The 17,882-nt window shown below is 67.1% G+C and carries 21 protein-coding genes; 12 read left to right on the top strand and 9 right to left on the bottom strand.

Annotated features, from left to right (window positions below):
* From FPZ54_RS07570 to FPZ54_RS07605, 8 genes are all read right to left on the bottom strand, one after another.
* The gene (locus tag FPZ54_RS07570; protein WP_145846160.1) at positions 1 to 1,380 is read right to left on the bottom strand and encodes a UDP-N-acetylmuramoyl-tripeptide--D-alanyl-D-alanine ligase; all 1,380 of its coding nucleotides are present in this window, start codon (positions 1,378 to 1,380) and stop codon (positions 1 to 3) included.
* Complete coding sequence (locus tag FPZ54_RS07575) at positions 1,377 to 2,792, bottom strand: UDP-N-acetylmuramoyl-L-alanyl-D-glutamate--2,6-diaminopimelate ligase (RefSeq protein ID WP_145846161.1); 1,416 nt, start codon at positions 2,790 to 2,792, stop codon at positions 1,377 to 1,379. Before FPZ54_RS07575 ends, FPZ54_RS07570 begins: the two co-directional genes overlap by 4 nt.
* Entirely contained in the window at positions 2,789 to 4,528 is a 1,740-nt protein-coding gene (locus tag FPZ54_RS07580) for a peptidoglycan D,D-transpeptidase FtsI family protein (protein ID WP_145846162.1), read from the bottom strand. Before FPZ54_RS07580 ends, FPZ54_RS07575 begins: the two co-directional genes overlap by 4 nt.
* Positions 4,525 to 5,130, bottom strand: a complete 606-nt coding sequence (locus FPZ54_RS07585; protein WP_145846164.1) for a hypothetical protein — start codon at positions 5,128 to 5,130, stop codon at positions 4,525 to 4,527. Before FPZ54_RS07585 ends, FPZ54_RS07580 begins: the two co-directional genes overlap by 4 nt.
* A gap of 19 nt (positions 5,131 to 5,149) precedes the next feature.
* Positions 5,150 to 6,100 (bottom strand): 16S rRNA (cytosine(1402)-N(4))-methyltransferase RsmH, encoded by a 951-nt coding sequence (gene rsmH, locus FPZ54_RS07590; protein WP_145849628.1) that lies wholly within the window; start codon positions 6,098 to 6,100, stop codon positions 5,150 to 5,152.
* Positions 6,101 to 6,108: 8 nt separating this feature from the next.
* Positions 6,109 to 6,582, bottom strand: a complete 474-nt coding sequence (locus tag FPZ54_RS07595) for a division/cell wall cluster transcriptional repressor MraZ (protein WP_145846165.1) — start codon at positions 6,580 to 6,582, stop codon at positions 6,109 to 6,111.
* A gap of 378 nt (positions 6,583 to 6,960) precedes the next feature.
* The gene (locus tag FPZ54_RS07600) at positions 6,961 to 7,269 is read right to left on the bottom strand and encodes a hypothetical protein (RefSeq protein ID WP_239019752.1); all 309 of its coding nucleotides are present in this window, start codon (positions 7,267 to 7,269) and stop codon (positions 6,961 to 6,963) included.
* A gap of 153 nt (positions 7,270 to 7,422) precedes the next feature.
* Positions 7,423 to 8,412 carry a cysteine synthase A gene (locus tag FPZ54_RS07605; protein ID WP_145846167.1) on the bottom strand — a complete coding sequence of 330 codons (990 nt, stop codon included), beginning with the start codon at positions 8,410 to 8,412 and terminating at the stop codon, positions 7,423 to 7,425.
* 134 nt (positions 8,413 to 8,546) lie between these two features.
* Here FPZ54_RS07605 and FPZ54_RS07610 point away from each other — a divergent pair, with 134 nt between their 5' ends.
* The 3 genes from FPZ54_RS07610 to FPZ54_RS07620 are packed head-to-tail and all read left to right on the top strand — an operon-like array spanning position 8,547 to position 9,696.
* Positions 8,547 to 8,813: a type II toxin-antitoxin system VapB family antitoxin gene (locus tag FPZ54_RS07610; RefSeq protein WP_186456948.1), complete on the top strand. Its 267-nt coding sequence runs from the start codon at positions 8,547 to 8,549 to the stop codon at positions 8,811 to 8,813.
* Positions 8,810 to 9,199: a type II toxin-antitoxin system VapC family toxin gene (locus FPZ54_RS07615; protein WP_145846170.1), complete on the top strand. Its 390-nt coding sequence runs from the start codon at positions 8,810 to 8,812 to the stop codon at positions 9,197 to 9,199. Before FPZ54_RS07610 ends, FPZ54_RS07615 begins: the two co-directional genes overlap by 4 nt.
* Positions 9,196 to 9,696 carry a DNA-deoxyinosine glycosylase gene (locus FPZ54_RS07620; protein ID WP_145846171.1) on the top strand — a complete coding sequence of 167 codons (501 nt, stop codon included), beginning with the start codon at positions 9,196 to 9,198 and terminating at the stop codon, positions 9,694 to 9,696. Before FPZ54_RS07615 ends, FPZ54_RS07620 begins: the two co-directional genes overlap by 4 nt.
* 132 nt (positions 9,697 to 9,828) lie before the next feature.
* Here the strand turns inward: FPZ54_RS07620 and FPZ54_RS07625 are convergent, their stop codons facing one another.
* Positions 9,829 to 10,197, bottom strand: a complete 369-nt coding sequence (locus FPZ54_RS07625) for a DUF6481 family protein (RefSeq protein ID WP_145846172.1) — start codon at positions 10,195 to 10,197, stop codon at positions 9,829 to 9,831.
* Between the two features lie 275 nt (positions 10,198 to 10,472).
* Between FPZ54_RS07625 and FPZ54_RS07630 the strand changes: the two genes are divergently transcribed.
* The 9 genes from FPZ54_RS07630 (at position 10,473) to FPZ54_RS07660 (ending at position 17,851) form a co-directional block, all read left to right on the top strand.
* Positions 10,473 to 10,745, top strand: coding sequence for a PqqD family protein (locus tag FPZ54_RS07630; protein WP_186456949.1), 273 nt, complete (start codon positions 10,473 to 10,475; stop codon positions 10,743 to 10,745).
* A 31-nt stretch (positions 10,746 to 10,776) separates the two neighbouring features.
* Entirely contained in the window at positions 10,777 to 11,694 is a 918-nt protein-coding gene (locus FPZ54_RS07635; RefSeq protein ID WP_145846175.1) for a hypothetical protein, read from the top strand.
* The gene (locus tag FPZ54_RS07640; protein WP_145846176.1) at positions 11,691 to 13,625 is read left to right on the top strand and encodes an asparagine synthetase B family protein; all 1,935 of its coding nucleotides are present in this window, start codon (positions 11,691 to 11,693) and stop codon (positions 13,623 to 13,625) included. The genes FPZ54_RS07635 and FPZ54_RS07640 overlap by 4 nt, the downstream gene beginning before the upstream one ends.
* A 223-nt stretch (positions 13,626 to 13,848) precedes the next feature.
* Positions 13,849 to 13,995, top strand: a complete 147-nt coding sequence (locus FPZ54_RS19785; protein ID WP_186456950.1) for a hypothetical protein — start codon at positions 13,849 to 13,851, stop codon at positions 13,993 to 13,995.
* A 63-nt stretch (positions 13,996 to 14,058) separates the two neighbouring features.
* Complete coding sequence (locus tag FPZ54_RS19790; protein ID WP_186456951.1) at positions 14,059 to 14,205, top strand: hypothetical protein; 147 nt, start codon at positions 14,059 to 14,061, stop codon at positions 14,203 to 14,205.
* 410 nt (positions 14,206 to 14,615) lie between these two features.
* Positions 14,616 to 15,920 carry a DNA polymerase Y family protein gene (locus FPZ54_RS07645; RefSeq protein ID WP_145846177.1) on the top strand — a complete coding sequence of 435 codons (1,305 nt, stop codon included), beginning with the start codon at positions 14,616 to 14,618 and terminating at the stop codon, positions 15,918 to 15,920.
* Positions 15,921 to 16,018: 98 nt separating this feature from the next.
* A complete protein-coding gene (locus tag FPZ54_RS07650) occupies positions 16,019 to 16,405 on the top strand; it encodes a hypothetical protein (protein WP_239019753.1) in 387 nt (128 codons plus the stop codon).
* Positions 16,406 to 16,526: 121 nt separating this feature from the next.
* Positions 16,527 to 16,985, top strand: coding sequence for a carboxymuconolactone decarboxylase family protein (locus FPZ54_RS07655; RefSeq protein WP_145846179.1), 459 nt, complete (start codon positions 16,527 to 16,529; stop codon positions 16,983 to 16,985).
* On the top strand, positions 16,982 to 17,851 hold the full coding sequence (locus FPZ54_RS07660; RefSeq protein WP_145846180.1) for a sigma-70 family RNA polymerase sigma factor: 870 nt from the start codon (positions 16,982 to 16,984) through the stop codon (positions 17,849 to 17,851). The genes FPZ54_RS07655 and FPZ54_RS07660 overlap by 4 nt, the downstream gene beginning before the upstream one ends.
* Positions 17,852 to 17,882 lie beyond the last annotated feature (31 nt).

Consider the following 17,882-nt stretch of genomic DNA (forward strand, 5'->3'; position numbering starts at 1 on the left):
TTAAACCCTTCCCGCCAGTGCCGCGACGACCCGCGACAGCCCGACCCCGTTCGAACCCTTGATGAGGACCGCGTCGCCCGGGCGCAGCATCGCGTCGATGCGCTCGCGGGCACTTGCGGCGTCGGCCACATGGACGAAATCGACCCGCCCCTCAAGCGCTGCGGCGAGCGGCGCCATCCCTTCACCGACCAGCAGCACCGTTTCGACGCCTGCCGCCGCGATCGGCTCGGCCAGATCGGCATGAAACGCGTCCGACTGCTCGCCCAGTTCGCGCATTTCGCCCAGCACTGCAACGCGCCGCGCCGCCGGGGTCGCCGCCAGCACCGCCAGCGTCGCGCGCATCGATGCGGGGTTGGCGTTGTAGCTCTCGTCGATCACCAGCGCTTCGCCGCCATCGACCTTCGCCGCGAACCGCGCCCCGCGCCCCGCCAGCCCGCCCATCTCGCCCAGCGCCAGCCCCGCCTGCTCCAGATCGCCGCCCGCCGCATCCACGGCGGCCAGCACCGCCATCGCATTGGCGACCCAATGGTCGCCCGGCTGCGACAGGGTGAAGCTCAGCGTCCGCTCCGCACCGATCCGCGCGGTGACGAACGTGCCGCCGCGCTCCTGCGGAATGATCTCGATCGCGCGGACATCGGCGCCCTCCTTCAGGCCGAAGGTCACGATCCGCGCCGCATGATCCTGCGCAGCGGCGATCAACCGGTCGCGATGCGGGCTGTCGAACGGCACGATCGCGGTTCCGCCGGGCACCAACCCCTGAAAGATTTCGCCCTTCGCGTCCGCAATCGCCTCTTGGCTCGGGAAGAATTCGGTGTGTGCCGGCGCGATGGTCGTGACGATCGCGATATGCGGGCGCACCATATGGGTCAGCGCCAGCAGCTCGCCCGCATGGTTCATCCCCATCTCGAACACGCCGAACCGCGCATCACGCGGCATCCGTGCGAGCGACAGCGGCACCCCGGTATGGTTGTTGTAGCTCTTGACCGATCGATGCACGGCGCCCGGATCGGCGCGGTCGAGGCATTCGAACAGCGCCTCCTTGGTCCCGGTCTTGCCGACCGATCCGGTCACGCCGATGACCACCCCGGTCATCCGCTTGCGGCTCGCGCGGGCGAGATTCTCCAGCGCAACCATCGTATCACCGGTCAGGACGTGCGGGTGCGGCGTCTCCTGCGACACCACCGCCCCGGCGGCCCCGCTCGCAAACGCCTGGTCGAGAAAGCAATGCCCGTCGGTGGTCTCGCCGGTCAGCGCAAAGAACAAGGCGCCCGGTCCGACTTCGCGGCTGTCGAACGCGACGCCGTCGACCGCGAACTCCGCCGAAGCAGTCCCGCCGGTCGCCGCCGCGATCTCGGCGGAGGTCCATAGCGGCGCGCTCACGCCGCCGCCTCCCGGGCGACGCTCACATCGTCGAACGGCAGCACCATGCCCCCGACGATCTGTCCCTGCTCATGCCCCTTGCCGGCGATCAGCACGATATCCTCCGGCCCGGCAGCGGCCACCGCAGCGGTGATCGCCGCGCGGCGGTCGCCGATCTCGGTCGCCTGCGGACAGCCCTTGATGACCTGGCGCCGGATCGCGGCGGCATCCTCCTCGCGCGGATTGTCGTCGGTCACGATCACCAGATCGGCGCCGGTACAGGCGGCAAGCCCCATCGGCTCGCGCTTGCCCGCATCACGATCGCCACCCGCGCCGAATACGATGATCAGCCGCCCGGCGGCATGCGGCTTGAGCGCCGCGATCGCCGCCTCGATCGCATCGGGCGTATGGGCGTAATCGACATAGATCGGCGCTCCGCTCTTGCAGATCGCCGCGCGCTCCAGCCGCCCGCGCACCGGCTGCAACCGGGCAAGGTTGGCGAAGGTCTGCGCGGGATCGCCCCCGGTCGCGATCACCAGCCCCGCCGCGATCAGCGCGTTCGCTGCCTGATAGCCGCCGATCAACGGCAGCCCGACACGATATTCGACCCCGCCATGGGCGATCGTCAGCTTCTGGTCGAGCAAGGTCGGCTCGCGCGCGACCAGCCGGATCGTGTCGCCATGCTCACCGACGGTGATGATCCGGTTGCCGCGCATCCGGGCGATGTCGATCACCCGCTCGCTATGCGGATCGTCGGCCCACACCACCGCGACCCCGTTGGGATCGAGCACATCGGCAAACAGCCGCAGCTTGGCGGTGAAATAATCCGCCATGTCCTTGTGATAGTCGAGGTGATCGCGGCTCAAATTGGTGAAGGCCGCCGCGCGCACCGGCAGCCCCTCGGTGCGATATTGCGACAGGCCGTGGCTCGATGCCTCGAACGCCAGATGCGTCACGCCCTCGCGCGCCAGCCCGGCGACGTTTGACAGGAAGGTGACGACATCGGGCGTGGTCAGCCCGGTCGAGACCATCTCGCTCGCCGTGGTGACGCCCAGCGTCCCGATCGACGCCGCATGATGCCCCGCCATCAGCCACAGCTGGCGCACCATTTCCACCGTCGACGTCTTGCCATTGGTCCCGGTGACCGCCACCGACGTTTCGGGAAAGGGCGCGAAGAATTTCGCCGCGATCCGCGCGAATTCGGTGCGCGGATGATCGCTGACGATATGCGCCGCCCCCTCGACCTTGACCTCGGGGCGCGCGACCACCGCCACGGCGCCGCGCGCGATCGCGTCGGGAATGAACTCCTCGCCGTTGAAGCGCGTGCCGCGAAACGCGCCGAACACCGTACCCGGCGCCACCTTGCGGTGGTCGATCGCGAACCCCGTGACGATATCCTGCTCGCCCTTGCCGGTGAGTTCGCCCAGCCTCACTCGTCCACCCCCGCGCCGAGCGCTGCGGTCGCGGGCTTGGCCTTCGCGTCCGGCTCCCACAGCAGCGGGGTGAGGTCCGACACATCGACGTCCCGGCGCTCGTCGGGTACGACGCCCAGCATCGCGCCGGTCCGCATCACCACGCGGTTGACGACGGGGGCGGCGGTCCAGCCTGCGGTGGACTGGCCCGCGGACTGTTCATTTCCAATCGGCGAATCGAGCATCACCAGCACCACATAGCGCGGTGCGTCCATCGGGAAAGCCGCTGCGAAGGTCGAGACGTTCTTGTTGCGCTGATAACCGCCGCGTCCGGGCACTTCGGCGGTCCCGGTCTTGCCGCCGACGCGATAGCCCGGCGCATCGGCCTTGCTGCCCGTCCCGTGCGTCACGATCAGACGCAGCAACTGGCGCATCCGCGCGCTCGTCGCCTCCGAAATCACCCGCTGGCCCGCAGGCGCCTTGCCCGGCTCGACCTTCTGCAGCGTCGCCGGGCGCCATACGCCGCCATTGACCATCGCGGCATAGGCGCTGGCGAGATGCAGCGGGGTGACCGCGATGCCATGGCCATAGGCGGTGGTCATCACCGTGGTGCGCGCCCAATATTGCGGCCATAGCGGCTTGGCGGCGCCGTTCAGCTCGATCGGCATCCGGTCGTGAAAGCCCAGCCGCTGGAACATCGCCGCCATCCGGTCCTTGCCCAGTTCGTCGGCGATCCGCGCGGTGGCGATGTTCGATGAATGGATCAGCGTCTCGGGAATGTTCAGCCAGCGCTTCTGCGCATGGTCGTCGCGGATGCGAAACGCGCCGACCTGCAACGGCTGGGTCGCGTCATAGCGTTTGGACATGGATGGCGCGACGCCGCTCTCGATCGCGAACGCCATGGTCAGCGGCTTGAAGGTCGATCCCAGCTCATAGACGCTCTGCGTCACATTGTTGCGGAAATGCTCGGGATTGGCGCCCTTGACGTTGTTCGGGTTGAAGGTCGGCAGCGAGGTCATCGCCATCACCTCGCCCGTCGCCACGTCCAGGATCACGCCTGCCGCGCCGCGCGCCTGAAAGCTGGTCATCGCCGCGCCCAGCTCGCTCTCCAGCGCCGCCTGCGCACGCAGGTCGATCGACAGCGCCACCGGCTGGCCGCGCCGCGCCGGATCGGTCAGCTGCTTGTTGAGGATCAGTTCGGCGCCGCTGATCCCCTGGCCGTCGAAATTGACAAAGCCCAGCGCGTGCGCGGCCAGCGTGGCCTGCGGATACAGCCGCTGCGGCTCGCGCGCGAACTCGATCCCCGGCTCGCCCAGCGCATGGACCGCGGCGACGAGCTCGGGCACCGCGCGGCGCTTCAGATAGGTGAACTTGGCGTCGCTGTTCAGCATCTTGGCATAGTCGGCCGCGCTATGGCCGGGCAGCGTCGCGGCCAGCATCTGTGCCAGCTGCGCCTTGTCGCCGATCACCTTGCCGGGCCGCACCCCGATCGACCAGGCGTCGATCGTCCGGGCGAGCGGCGCCCCGTTGCGGTCGACCAGGTCGCCGCGCAGCGGCACCAGCATCGCGTTTACGCTCGTCGCCTGGGCCGGCTCGGCCATCACCGCGAGCAGCGCCAGTCGCGCGACGATTACGCAGATCGCGGCGGCGAACAACAGCGTCAGGATCATGAGCCGCACATGCGCGACCGCGATCGGCGAGGCGCGGTTGCCGTCGCGGGAGCGCAGTCGCGGCGCGGGGGCGACGAGGACGGTCACCGGATTTTCTTGGCCTCCGCGCGCACGCCCTGCATCAGGTCGCCAAAGCTCGAATCCTTGAGCAGCTTGCGGTCGAGCATCGCCACCGCCTCGTCCTTCGCAGCCCGCGCCGGTGCCGCGACGGCGGCGGCGAGCTTTTCGGGACGCGGGGCGGCGGCTTCCGCACTGGCGGTCGCGACGGCAGCGGCGGGCTTGGGCGCGGGCGCAGCGACGACCGCGTCCGATGCGGTCCGCGCGGCTCCCGCGACGACATCGGGCATCCCCTGCGGCACGATCATCGCGGCATAGCGCTCGGCCATGCCGTCGCCCTCCATCGGGCGCAGCGCGGCCAGCTCGGTATCGCTCGCCAGGAACTGGCGCGGGGTCGGCGCGGTGTAGCGCATCACCTCCCCGTTCCAGCGCTCGAGCTGGGCCAGATTGGCGCGCGTGTCGAATTCGGTCTCCAGCCCGCGAATATCCTTGCGCGCCTTTGCGATCGCACGCTCGACGGCCTCGACCTTCGACCGCTCGGCTGCGACCTGCGACGACACCAGGTAACAGGCGGGGGCCACGACCACGCCGGTCAGGAACCAGCCGAACCCGTTCAACGCCTTGATTGCCACCTTCGCCTCCCTGCTCTCGTCACTGCCACGCCGGTGCCGCGGTACGGCGGGCGACGCGCAACGTCGCCGACCGTGCCCGCGGGTTCACCGCAATCTCGTCCTCGCTCGGCCGCACCGCTTTCGCGGGGAGCTCGAAGCTCGGTGCCTGCGCCGCCGTCACCGCCGGGCGATGCCGCGATCCCGCCGGCTCGCTCCCGCTGCGCTCGCGCAGGAATTTCTTGACCATCCGGTCCTCCAGGCTGTGGAACGTCACCACCGCCAGCCGCCCGCCGGGCTTCAGCGCCCGCTCGGCCGCAGCCAGCCCTTCCTCGAGCTCGTCGAGCTCGCGGTTGAGGTGGATCCGGATCGCCTGGAAGGTCCTTGTGGCCGGGTCCTTCTTCTCGTGCGGGCGGTAGCCGAGCGCTCGCCGCACCACATTGGCCAGGTCCCCGGTGCGCGCATGGGGCCGTGCCTTGATGATGGCTTGTGCCACACGTCGGGCCTGTTTTTCTTCCCCGTAATTCCGCAATATCATGGTTAAATCAGACTCACTGATTTCGTTAACCAATTCGGCCGCAGTCATCCCCGACTGGTCCATCCGCATGTCCAGCGGGCCGTCGCTCTGGAAGCTGAATCCCCGCTCCGCCTGGTCGAGCTGCATCGACGACACGCCGATATCCAGCGTCACGCCATCGACCGGCCCCAGCCCCCGAATTTCCAGCTCACGGTCCATCGCGGAAAAGGGCGCCTGGATCAGGGTCAGCCGGTTTTCGCTTTCTGCCACAAGGGCTTGGCCGCCTTCGATCGCGCTTGGGTCGCGGTCGAAGGCGGCCACCTCGGCGCCCCGCTCGAGGAACGCGCGTGTATAGCCGCCGGCGCCGAACGTGGCGTCGACATGCCGCTCGCCGGGCTGGATGGCGAGGCCATCGAGCACCGCGGCAAGCAGCACCGGAACATGTGGGCGATCCTGGTTAACGGCGTCGTGGACCAAGGGTGCGCTCACAGCACCACCCCCTTCTCTTCCAGGCTGAAGCGGCACGCCGTCTTCAGCTTTTCGGAGATCGACGGATTGTCGAGCAGCGTCTTGGGATTCCAGATCTCGATCATCGCGCCCACACCGACGAAAAAGGCGTAGGAGGATTTGGGAATGCCGCCGATCCGGCCGAGGATGCCCGGCATCACGAAGCGGCCCGAAGGATCGAAGGCGATATTCTCGCTCGTCCCCACGCCGTCGCGCCAGATGTTGAAATCGACCTGCCCGCGATCGCCCGCAAATTCGAGCGCGCGCGCGTCCAGCCGCTCCATCATCGCGTCGAAATAGGGCTCGTCATAGGCGACCAGGCATTCGTCGGTCTCGTGCGTGGCGAGGATCGCGACGCGCGCTTCCTTGCTGTCGGTCGGGTGGCCGCTGTTCTTCTCCAGCGCGGCGCGCAGGGCCGAGGGGATGGCGACACGACCCTTGTCGTCCACCATCTGCAACCCCACGCCTCTGTAGCCGCTCCGTGCCACGCTCGCCCCTTTTTGAGGGCAAACCTTCCCCGCCTCCGAAGGCGTGCCATCGCACGCGCCCGGACCCATGACGGCCGACGATAAAGGTTTCCCTGTGTACCGCTGGCCTATCGCAAGCGGTCCAGGTTTTCAATGCCTCTACTCGGGATTCCGCGGTAAAATGCCCCACTTGGCACCACTTCCTACCGCTGTATTCACTTCATTCGTTAAGTGACCACCTTATGTTCCAGCCCCTACGGACCGCGCAGGGCGGCATTTCCCGCTCCGAACGGGTCAAAGGGGCGATGGTGGCGGGATTTCCCGGAAATTCCCGCGCGGACATGACCGGGATCGCCGCGAGTCTCATTTCGGCTCGGGGATCGGATAGGGGGTGATTTCCGGCGCCGGGGTTTCGGCGGTGCGCGGCGCGATGCCGAGTTCGGCGATCGGCTCGTCTTTCGGCGCGGCAGCGGTATTCGTCACCACCCCGTCGGTCATGTTGGCGACCACGTCGGGCTTGGACGCCCCTTCGGCCACCACCGGCTCCTCATTGTCCGCCGATGTGAAGATCGCGCTCGCCACCCCGATCAGCAGCAGCACGGTGGCAAGCCCGGTCAATCCGACACGGACTCGCTGCATACTCGACTGTGGATCGGTGGGTAACGATTTCATGGCTGTGGCATAAATGTAACGCCTTAACAGCCGATTGTCGAACGTCTGTTTGCTTCGGCTTCCGGCACCGGCCCGCTCCCCCACCCGGCCACCCATAGAATATACTGTCGTTGGGTGGCCGGGTGGGGGAGCGGGCCGGTGCCGCCTACCCTTTCAGACGTCCAGCCACTCGGGCACAGCCAGTCCTTTGAGTCGCAGCCACTCCGCATTGTACAGCGTTGAAAGATACCGGAATCCCGTATCGCACAGGATCGTCGCGACCCGCGCATCCGGCCCGAGCTCGCGCCCCAGCCGCACCGCACCCGCGACGTTGATCCCCGAGGACAGCCCCAGGCACAGCCCTTCCTCGGCCAGCAAGCGGCGGACCCACTCCATCCCCTCTTCGTCCGAGATGCGGAACTGCGTATCGATCGGCGCACCCTCCAGGTTCGCGGTGATCCGCCCCTGCCCGATGCCCTCGGCGACCGACGATCCCTCGGCCTTCAGCTCGCCATGCGCATAGTAATTATAGAGCGCCGCCCCATGCGGATCGCTCAGCGCGATGCGGACCTTCTCGTCCTTCTCCTTGAGGCCAAGGCCTACGCCCGCAATCGTCCCGCCCGTCCCCGCGGCACAGGTAAAGCCGTCGATCCGACCCTCCATCTGCGTCCAGATTTCCTCGGCGGTGCCCACGATATGCGCGCGGCGATTGGCGATATTGTCGAACTGGTTCGCCCAGATCGCGTTCGGCGTCTCCTCCGCGATACGGCGCGAGGTGTGCACGAAATGCCCGGGGTTCGAATAGGGCGCCGCCGGCACCAGCACCAGCTCGGCCCCCAGCGCGCGCAGCGTATCCATCTTCTCGCGGCTCTGCGTCTCGGGCATCACGATGATCGTCTTGTAGCCCTTGGCATTCGCCACCAGCGCCAGGCCGATCCCGGTATTCCCCGCCGTCCCCTCGACGATCGTGCCACCCGGCTCGATCAGCCCGCGTTCCTCGGCATCCTCGACGATGAACAGCGCCGCGCGATCTTTCACGCTCGCCCCCGGATTGGCGAATTCGCACTTGCCGAAAATATCGCATCCCGCCGCCGCGCTCGGCCCTTTCAGCCGCACAAGGGGGGTGTTTCCGATCAGCGCGATCGTATCATTTGCTACCTGCATGGCCGGACCATAGGCACGCCCCCGTCCGCCCCGCAAGCAAGCGAAACTATGCCGCCGCCGCTCGGGACTTGCCCCTGCCCGCCGCTGGCAGCTTCACCCCACCTATGGTAGAAAGCCGCAAGCCGGAGGTAGAAATGGGCGCGCAACTCAACATCAAGGATGCCGAGACGGTCGAACTGGCCCGCGATCTCGCCCGACAGCTCGGCAAGAGCGTGACCGAGACGATCAAGGAAGCACTCGAAGAGAAAGCCCGCAAACGCGAGGCCGAGATCGAGGAAAAGATCGCCGCGGTGCGGGAGATCAGTCGGCAGTTTCGCGCCGAAATGCCGCCCGAATGGCATGGCAAGACGTCAAAGGAGATCATGGACGAAATCTATGACGAGGATGGCCTTCCAAAATGATCGTCGACACGTCGGCGATCATTGCGATCCTGATTGGTGAACCAGATCAGGACGCACTGGCACGTATCCTCGCTCTGGCCCCCTCTCGGCAGATGTCGGCGGGCAGCTGGGTCGAACTGGAAGTGGTGCTGTCGCGACGTCGCGACCGCAACCTTCGCCCCCGTCTCGACGCGCTCCTGAAATTGTTTCCCGTCGACATCGCCCCGGTCACCGCCGAGCAGGCTGAGGTCGGAGCGACCGCCTATCGCACATTCGGCAAGGGCAACCACCCCGCCCGCCTCAATTTCGGCGACTGTTTCGCCTACGCTCTCGCCAGGACGACCGGCCAGCCCCTGCTCTTCAAGGGCGATGATTTCATCCACACCGACATCGTCCCCGCCGCGTGACCCGCAAGGCCAGCTTCCCGCCCATCACCGATGCGCGCACCCGCCTGCTCATCTGCGGCAGCCTCCCCGGCGACCGCAGCCTCGCTGCGCGCGAATATTACGCCCACCCCCAGAACCAGTTCTGGCGCCTGATCGCCGCGGTGATCGACCGCGAAGACCTCCCCGCTCTGCCCTATGAACCCCGCCTCGCCGCGCTGCGCGACGCGCGCATCGGCCTGTGGGATGCGGTCGCCAGCGCCACGCGCGCCGGCAGCAGCGACGCCGCCATCGCCGCGGTCGAGGCCAACGACCTCGCCACCCTCGCCGCCAGCCTGCCCGACCTGCGCGCCATCGCCTTCAACGGCGCCACCGCCCACCGCCTCGGCCTGCGCCAGCTTGGCGACGCGGCATCGCGCTGGACGATCCACGCCCTTCCCTCCTCCAGCCCGCTGCACACGATCGGCCTCGCGGCAAAGCTCCCGGCATGGCTGGAGTTGCGACAGGCATTGGCCGCCTAAATCCTCCCCGGCACGGGGAGGGGGACCGCCGCGAAGCGGTGGTGGAGGGGGCGCGAGGCAATGGACCCACGCGGCAACAAACGGGGCGTCCCTCGCCGCAGGAAGGATCAGACGCCCGACAGGCGCCTCGCCTTACTTCCGCGCCTTGCGCGCCGCATAGCGGGCATCGCGCGCCGCCTTCATCTCCGCCGCGCTCGGCGGGGCCAGCCGCGCAGCCTTCAGCGCTGCGGCTTCGGCTGCGGCAGCCTCCTCCGCCTCGCGCTTCACCCGCGCCGCCTCCGCCAGCGCCGCCTTTTCGGCCTTCGCCTTCGCGATCGCCTCGGCCTTCGCCGCGCGCGCCTCGGCCTGCGCCTTCTCCTTGGCCTCGGCCGCCTCGCGCCGCGCCTGCGCGACCGCCGGATCGATCGGCGGCTTGGCCTTCAGCTTGGCGAGCGCCTTCTCCCTGGCCTTTGCGGCCAGCGCGGTGCGTTCCTGAAACGAAGGTTCTTTATATGACGGCACGTATGTTCCTTGAAAAAACGAACGGATTGCCCCGACCCGGACGATGCAGCCATTAACGGCGTCAGCATCGGCCCTGTGGCGAACACCATGGCAAAAGGAGATCGCCATTATAGTCCGTTCAAGCGCCAGGTTTCAATCCACGTTCCCGTTACACCACGCATTGGCGATCCCTGCGTCCGTCGCCGCAGTTGCAATGCAACGCGCCGCTTTCTAGGCACGCCCGTGCAACACATCATATCTATGACCGAACGGAACACGCCATGCCGGGGTTACAATTGCAAAACCGTGTCGTCGTAAACCCCGCAGTTCTGTCGACCGCGGTCGACGGTTCGGTCGTATTGATGGATATCGAATCGGGCCGCTATTTCGGCTTCGATCCGATTGCGACCGACATCTGGACCGCAATTGCCCAGCCCTGCACGATCGACAGCCTGTGTCAGGATCTGGCCGCGCGCTACGATGCGCCGATCGAACAGATTCGGATCAGCGTTCTCGCCTTCCTCACCGACCTTCAGCGCAAGAAACTGATCGAGATTTCTCCGGAATGACCCCGCCTATCCCCTCGGCGGCGGTGTCCGGGTGAGCATCTTCCGCTATCGCGTCGCGGGCTGGACCGTTCAGTCGCCCCGCGCCCTCCCCTATCTCGAGGCGGACACCGATGCGGCGGAGGCGGACGCCGCGCATCCGCCGATCGCGATCGAATTTGCCGAGGTGGAGAAACTCCCCGATCCGGCAACACTCGTTGGCCCGTTCGCAATTCACGGGCCGACTCTTGTCGATCTGCAACCGCCAGGCAAGCTGCGGTTGAGAATCGGCGACGGCTGCCGGATCACCGTCGAGGGCGCCACGTCCTGCTCATCGGCCGAACTCCACACCCTGTTGTTCGGCCCCGCCTTCACCGTCCTTGCGCAACAGCGCGACCGGCCGCCACTCCACGCCAGCGCGGTATCGCTCGACGGGGTCACGATCGCGATGGCGGGGCATAGCGGCGCGGGGAAATCCACCCTGGCCGGCGCACTGATGCGGCGCGGGGGTCATCTCCTCAGCGACGATCAGCTGGTGATCGATCCCGCCACCGGCCAGGCCTGGCCAAGCTATCCCTCGACCAAATTGTGGGCGGCGAGCGCGACACAGCTTGACGCCCCCACCGACAGCGCAGCGCGGGTAAAGCCCGGATTCGACAAATTCCATGTCGATGTGACCGGTCGGTTCGTCACGGAACCCCGGCCGCTCGACGCCCTGCTGATTCTGGCCCCGACGCCCGATCTTGCCGCGCCGGAAGCGCAGCGTCTGTCGGTCGGCGAGGCGACCGCAGCGCTGGCACGGCTTTCCCATTACGCAGAAATCGCAACCGCAACGGGCCGCGCCGGGACAGTTCTGCGCCACGCCGCATCGATTGCGATGCGCATCCCGGTGTATCGTGTCGCTCGGTCGCACGACTTCGCCCAACTCGACCAGCTGGCCGATCTGGCGCTCGATCTGGCGGCGCGGCAATGACCGCGATTTGCGGCATCTGGAACCGCGACGGCCGGCCGGGGGCGGCGCAGGACGTTGCGCGGATGCGCCGCGCGTTGGCGCCCTATGGCAATGACCGGAGCGCCGCATGGGATGGCGACGCAGTCTCCCTCGGCTTGGGTCTTGCCCGGTTGCTACCCGAGGACCGGTTCGACCGTCAGCCGCTCGCGGGCGTGCGCTTTCATCTGGTAGCAGATCTGCGGCTCGACAACCGGGCGGAGTTGGCCGAGGCCCTCGGCCTGACCCAGCGGCTTGCAGTCCTTGCCGATTCCGATCTGCTGCTCGCAGCGTGGGAGCGCTGGGGCACCGACACGCCCGACCGGCTGGTCGGCGACTTTGCCTTTGCGCTGTGGGACGCCGACCAGCGCCGCCTTCACCTCGTCCGCGATCTGCTCGGCAACCGCCCGCTCTTCTATCATTGCCGCAATGATCGCATCGCGTTTGCTACCATGGCCAAGGGCCTCCACGCCCTGCCCGACATTCCCCTCGCACCCGATCCGCTGACGTTGATGGACTGTATCGCACTCGCCCCGCGCCGCGGCCCGCGCAGCTTCTTCGCAGAGATCAGCCGCGTCGAGCCGGGACAGCGGGTCACCGTCCATGCCGATGGCCGGATCGATCTGGTCGACTGGTATGACTGGGACACCCCCCGCGATCCCGGCCTGCGCAGCGACGACGATTTTGTCCAGGCCCTGCGCTCAACCTTCGACACCGCCGTCGCCGCCTGCCTGCGCAGCAACGATCCCGTCGGCAGCCAACTCAGCGGCGGCCTGGACAGCAGCGCTGTCACCGCGTCCGCCGCGCTTCACCTCGCGCAGCGCAATCAGCGTCTCTCGGCCTACACCCATGTCCCCATGGCCGGCGCGCGCCTCGACCATTGGGGCGATCGCACGCTCGATGAGGGGCCGCTCGCCGCGCTGCTGGCCGCGCGCCACCCCAATATCGACCATGTCCGGGTCGATTCGCGCGACAGGCAGATCGGCGACGACATGGACGCGCATTTCCACGCCGCCGAATACCCGCCGTTCAACCTGTGCAACCAGGTCTGGATGACCGAGATCTGCCGCCAGATGCAACTGCGCAGGGAACGCGTGATGCTGGTCGGAACGATGGGCAACATGACAATCAGCCATCAGGGCATCGAACGGTTGACGATGCTGGCGCGCAGCGGGGCCTGGCACACGCTCGCTTCCGAAGGTCTCGCCTTGCGTCGTCGCGGCTGGAAAACCCTTTCGGTCGCATCGGCGGCGTTCGGTCCCATATTGCCGCCAAGACTGGTTGACGCGATGCGCCGCGGCCTCCGACGGCCGGGTCGACCGCAAGACCTGCTCGTCTATGCGGCGCTCAATCCGGAGCTGACCCTCAGTGCAGACTATCGGGCGCATCTTGAACAGATCGGCCACGGCCTTCGTCTGCCGCAGCCGCGCACCACGCATGACCGGGTGATTTACGTGCTGCGCCATTATGACGTCGCTGGGCTTACTCACAAAGGGCAGCTCGCCCGCTACGGCATCGATCAGCGCGATCCGACAGGCGACCGCCGCCTGATCGACCTGGCACTGGCAATGCCCCCCCACCTGTTGCTCCGCGGCGGCCAGACCCGCTGGATCTACCATCGCGCATTTGGCGACCGCATTCCTCCGGAAATCCTTCAACAAAAGGGCAAGGGGATGCAGGGCGCCGACTGGCCCACCCGCCTGGAACAGACGCGCGGGACCATCGCGGCGGAGCTGGACCGCGCGAGCCCCACTGGCGACGCGTTGCTCGATCTGCCGTTGCTGCGCCAGCTGGCCGCCGAGCCGTCAGGGCCCGGTCCCGTCACGGACGACCAGCGCTATCGTCAGCGGATCAAGCTGCTGCGCGGCACCTCTGTCGCCCACTTCATCCGCAAGGCGGAACGGCGCAACGATTGAGGCTGATCCGTCAGGGCGGGGGCGATCGCGCAATCGCGCTCGGATCGGCCTTACGCGCCCGATATTGACTGGCGCTGCCGCGCGTAATCGATGCGCCGATATGGCGCGACAAACTTGATAAAGCACGCCATAGGGGTTAGGCGTATAGCGCAGCAACACTGGACCGAAAGGTCGATGGCCGGGGAAACCGCGATCGGCCGATTTTAGAACGGAGTATCTCAGGATGACCGAACGTAACGCCGTCGAGCTTGAGGCCCCGAATGGCGACGCCCTCAAGGTCTGGACCGACCCGGTCTGCAGTGAATATGCGGTTGACGAACTGACCGCAGCCGGCGGCCCCGGTCTCACCGATTCAGGCGTCTTGTCCTGACCATTTGATCGCCTGGCGTGAGCCCGAAGGATAGAATCTGTCGATTTTGAAATGGAGCATCTCGTGACCGAACGTGACACCTTCGAACCTAAGGCTCCGAACCAGGACGCGCCGAAGGTCTGGACCGACCCCATCTGCACCGAATATGCGGTCGATGAGCTGACGGCGGCCGGCGGCCCCGGCGTCACCGACGGAGGCATTTTTTCCTGACGATCTGATCGCCTGGCGTGGGCGCGGCCGTTGGGCGGGTCCGTGTCAGGCGGAACGGCGGGTGTTGCCACGATTGGCGTCCTCCACCTCGCGCGAAGTTTCTCGCCGGATCAGCGCCTGCTGATCGCTCGCGCTAGTTCGTTTCCGCTTGGCGCCTGTTTCCTTCAGGATCATGCTCCGGCGCGAGTCAGGGGTTACAGGGCTCACCAGCCCACAAACAACTTTCCTACAGGCCCCAATCCGTCAATCCTCCCCCGGCCCGGGCCCGCTCTTTGAGAATTGCAACCGCCCACCCGCCCCGCGCACCGCGAAGCCCGTCGCCGCCCGACCCTCGCGATAGTGTCAAGCCAGTGTGAACTTCCGCGCGTCGGCTGCGTGACTCCGCCGCCCCGTTCCGCTATTGTTCCGACATGCCCGACCCGGCGTTCCTCTCTCTGCCGCCACGTCCGCTGCGCTGGCTGTATCTCGATCTCAACAGCTATTTCGCCAGTGTCGAGCAGCAGCTGAACCCCGATCTGCGCGCCCGGCCGATCATCGTCGCGCCGGTGAACAGCGACACCACCGTCGCCATCGCCGCATCGGTCGAGGCGAAGAAGTACGGCATCCGCACCGGCACCCCGGTGTGGGAGGCGAAGCGGCTGTGCCGCGACCTGATCGTCACCCCCGGCCAGCACGCCAAATATGTCGAATTCCACGAGGCGATCGTCGCGGAGATCTGGCGCCACATCCCCGTCACCGCGGTCTGCTCGATCGACGAGGTGGCGTGCCGCCTGCTCGACAACGAAAACGATCCCGAAACCGCGATGGCGCTGGCGCGGCGGATCAAGGCCGGGATTCGCCGCGAGGTGGGCGATTGCCTGACCAGCTCGATCGGCATCGCTCCAAATCGCCTGCTGGCCAAGCTCGCCAGCGACATGGAAAAGCCCGACGGGCTGACCGTGTTGACTCAGGAGATGCTGCCCGACCGGCTATTCAGCCTCAAGCTGCGCGACATCGCGGGGATCGGCGCGAAGATGGAGAAGCGGCTGGCGCAACAGGGCATTGTCGACATCGGCCAGCTCTGCGATCGCCGCCCGCGCGATGCCGGGTCCGCCTGGGGCGGGGTCAATGGCGACCGGCTCTGGTATCTGCTCCACGGCTTCGACCTGCCCGAAAAGCCGACGCAGAACCGAACCATCGGCCACAGCCATGTCCTCAGCCCCAGCAAGCGCGGGCTGGAACCCGTCCGCCTCACCGCGCGCCGCCTGGCGCTCAAATCCGCCAGCCGCCTGCGGCGCAAGGGCTATGTCAGCCGACTGCTCGTGCTCCACGCCAAGTGGGAGGACGACAAGTCGATGTGGCGCAGCTCGATCAAGCTGCCCGCGACGCAGGACAGTTTCGCGGTGCTGGCGGCGCTCGATGCGATCTTCCCCCGGCTGGCGGAGGCGGGCCGGACGCGCCCCGGCGGCTTCGCGATCCGCATGATCGGCGTGACGCTGGCGGAGATCGCCCCGCTGGGCGCGGCGCAGGAGTCGCTGTTCGCCGCGCTCGATCCCAACGATCCGCTGGCGCGCGAGACGCGGACGCTGTCGCTCAGCAAGGCGATGGACACGATCAACGAGAAATTCGGCCGCCACGCGGTCTCGGTCGGGCCGATGGACGGCAGCCGCAGCGACCGGGTGGGAACGAAAATTGCGTTCGGCCGCATACCCGATCTGGACGAATTTCACGAGTGACACATGATATTGTATCGATGCGACGCAAAACGCGATTGCTATAGGGTATCCTTACTATCTTGACCGGCGATGCTGCATACGCAAAGGGAAGTTCCGCTATGAACATGCGCCTCCTCCCCGCCGCCATCGCGATCGCGCTGCTGCCGCTCGCTGCCTGTAAACCCGAACCCGAAGTGATCAGCGAACGCGCGCCCGATCCGATGGAATCGCAGCTCGCCAACGCCGCTCCGGTCGAACTGCCCCCGTCGATCAAGGCGACCGTGTCGATGCGCTGCCAGCCAGGCAACGCATTGGTCTTCGCCGAGTTTTTCCAGGGCGACAAGCTGGTCCGCCTCCGCACCGAAAAGGGCGGCACGCCGACCGATCTCAAGGCACCCGAAGCGGGCCAGCCCTTCACCGCCGATGGCGGCTGGAAGCTGACCGGCAATTCGGAGTCGGCCACCGTCGAGATCCCGGGCAAGGGCACGCTCACCTGCAAGGGCTAAAGCGCCCCATCCCATTCATTCGATCGAAAGAGCCGGTGCGAACCGGCTCTTTTTTTGTCCGCATGTCACATCCGCCCCGCCCCGCTCGTCATGTCCGTGCAACCCAGCAAGGAGCATGACCATGACCGCCAAACTCGACCCCTTCGCCGCTGCCCCCACCGTGATGAAGCCCTGGTTCGCCGCCTCCACCGCGATCAACGCCAGCCTCGAGCCGGCGCTGATCGAACTGGTCAAGATCCGCGCCTCGCAGATCAACCAATGCGCCAACTGCCTCAACATGCACACCGCCGAAGCCCGGGCACAGGGCGAGAGCGAACAGCGCATCTACCTCCTCTCCGCCTGGCGCGAGGCCCCCTGCTACACCCCCCGCGAACGTGCCGCACTCGCCTGGACCGACGCCTTGACGCGCCTCTCCGAAGGCCACACCCAGCGCGAAGCCTATAGCGCGCTTGCAGCGGAGTTCAGCGAGGAGGAACAGGTGAAGCTCACGCTGATGATCAACATCATCAACGGGTGGAACCGGCTCGCGGTCGGGTTCGACCTGTGGATCGATCCCGCCGCAGCAAAGGCGGCGGCGTGACTCCCCACGACACGAAGGGCGCAGCGGCGGACTCGTTCGATCCGCTGCGCCCCAAACTCATCCGCGTTGCCTATCGGATGCTCGGCTCGGTCGCCGATGCGGAGGACGTCGTGCAGGAGGCATTCATCCGCTGGATGGGCACCGACCGGGCGGCGGTGCGCGAGCCTGAGGCGTTCTTGCGGCGTACCGTCACGCGGCTTTGCATCGACCAGCTTAAATCCGCCCGCCACCGGCGCGAAACCTATATCGGCCCCTGGCTGCCCGATCCGCTGGTCGAGGAAGAGCCGGACGAGGACGTCACCCTTCCCCTGATGCTCGCGCTCGAACGCCTGTCTCCGCTCGAACGCGCCGCCTTCCTGCTGCACGACGTGTTCGGCGTGGCGTTCGACGAGATCGCCGCCACGCTCGACCGCGACGCTGCGGCCTGTCGCCAGCTCGCCGCTCGCGCCCGCAACCATGTCCGGCAAGCCCGTCCCCGTTTCCGGGTCGAGCAGCAACATGGCCTTGAGATCGCCCAGGCGTTCTTCGCGGCGTCGCGCACCGGCGACATGACCGCATTGGGCGCGATGCTGGCCGATGATGTCAGCGTCCATTCCGACGGCGGCGGCAAGCGCACCGCGGCGATCCGGCTGGTCATGGGCTTCCGCCATGTGATGAAGCTGCACAAGTCGCTTGCGGTGCTGTTCCGCAAATATGGCTCGCACCTGCTGCGTACCGGCTTCGTCAACGGCCTGCCCGGCTTCGTGACGATGGAGGGCGATGGCGAAATCCAGACGACTGCGCTGGAGATCGCCGACGGCCGCGTCGTCGCGATCTACATCACCCGCAATCCGGACAAGCTGCGCCACCTTTCGGCGTTGCACTAGCCGCCGCCATTCGCCACCTTGGCTGCGAACC

This window comes from Sphingomonas suaedae, assembly GCF_007833215.1.
Lineage (GTDB): Bacteria > Pseudomonadota > Alphaproteobacteria > Sphingomonadales > Sphingomonadaceae > Sphingomonas > Sphingomonas suaedae.

What these genes read in the sequence shown, in the direction of transcription:
- FPZ54_RS07640 (WP_145846176.1), top strand. Translation starts at nt 11,691, where the DNA reads ATGACCGCGATTTGCGGCATCTGGAACCGCGACGGCCGGCCGGGGGCG.
- FPZ54_RS07595 (WP_145846165.1), bottom strand. Translation starts at nt 6,582, where the DNA reads ATGGTGGACGACAAGGGTCGTGTCGCCATCCCCTCGGCCCTGCGCGCC.
- FPZ54_RS07615 (WP_145846170.1), top strand. Translation starts at nt 8,810, where the DNA reads ATGATCGTCGACACGTCGGCGATCATTGCGATCCTGATTGGTGAACCA.
- FPZ54_RS19785 (WP_186456950.1), top strand. Translation starts at nt 13,849, where the DNA reads ATGACCGAACGTAACGCCGTCGAGCTTGAGGCCCCGAATGGCGACGCC.
- FPZ54_RS07655 (WP_145846179.1), top strand. Translation starts at nt 16,527, where the DNA reads ATGACCGCCAAACTCGACCCCTTCGCCGCTGCCCCCACCGTGATGAAG.
- FPZ54_RS07600 (WP_239019752.1), bottom strand. Translation starts at nt 7,269, where the DNA reads ATGAAATCGTTACCCACCGATCCACAGTCGAGTATGCAGCGAGTCCGT.
- FPZ54_RS07650 (WP_239019753.1), top strand. Translation starts at nt 16,019, where the DNA reads ATGAACATGCGCCTCCTCCCCGCCGCCATCGCGATCGCGCTGCTGCCG.
- FPZ54_RS07645 (WP_145846177.1), top strand. Translation starts at nt 14,616, where the DNA reads ATGCCCGACCCGGCGTTCCTCTCTCTGCCGCCACGTCCGCTGCGCTGG.
- FPZ54_RS07610 (WP_186456948.1), top strand. Translation starts at nt 8,547, where the DNA reads ATGGGCGCGCAACTCAACATCAAGGATGCCGAGACGGTCGAACTGGCC.
- FPZ54_RS07605 (WP_145846167.1), bottom strand. Translation starts at nt 8,412, where the DNA reads ATGCAGGTAGCAAATGATACGATCGCGCTGATCGGAAACACCCCCCTT.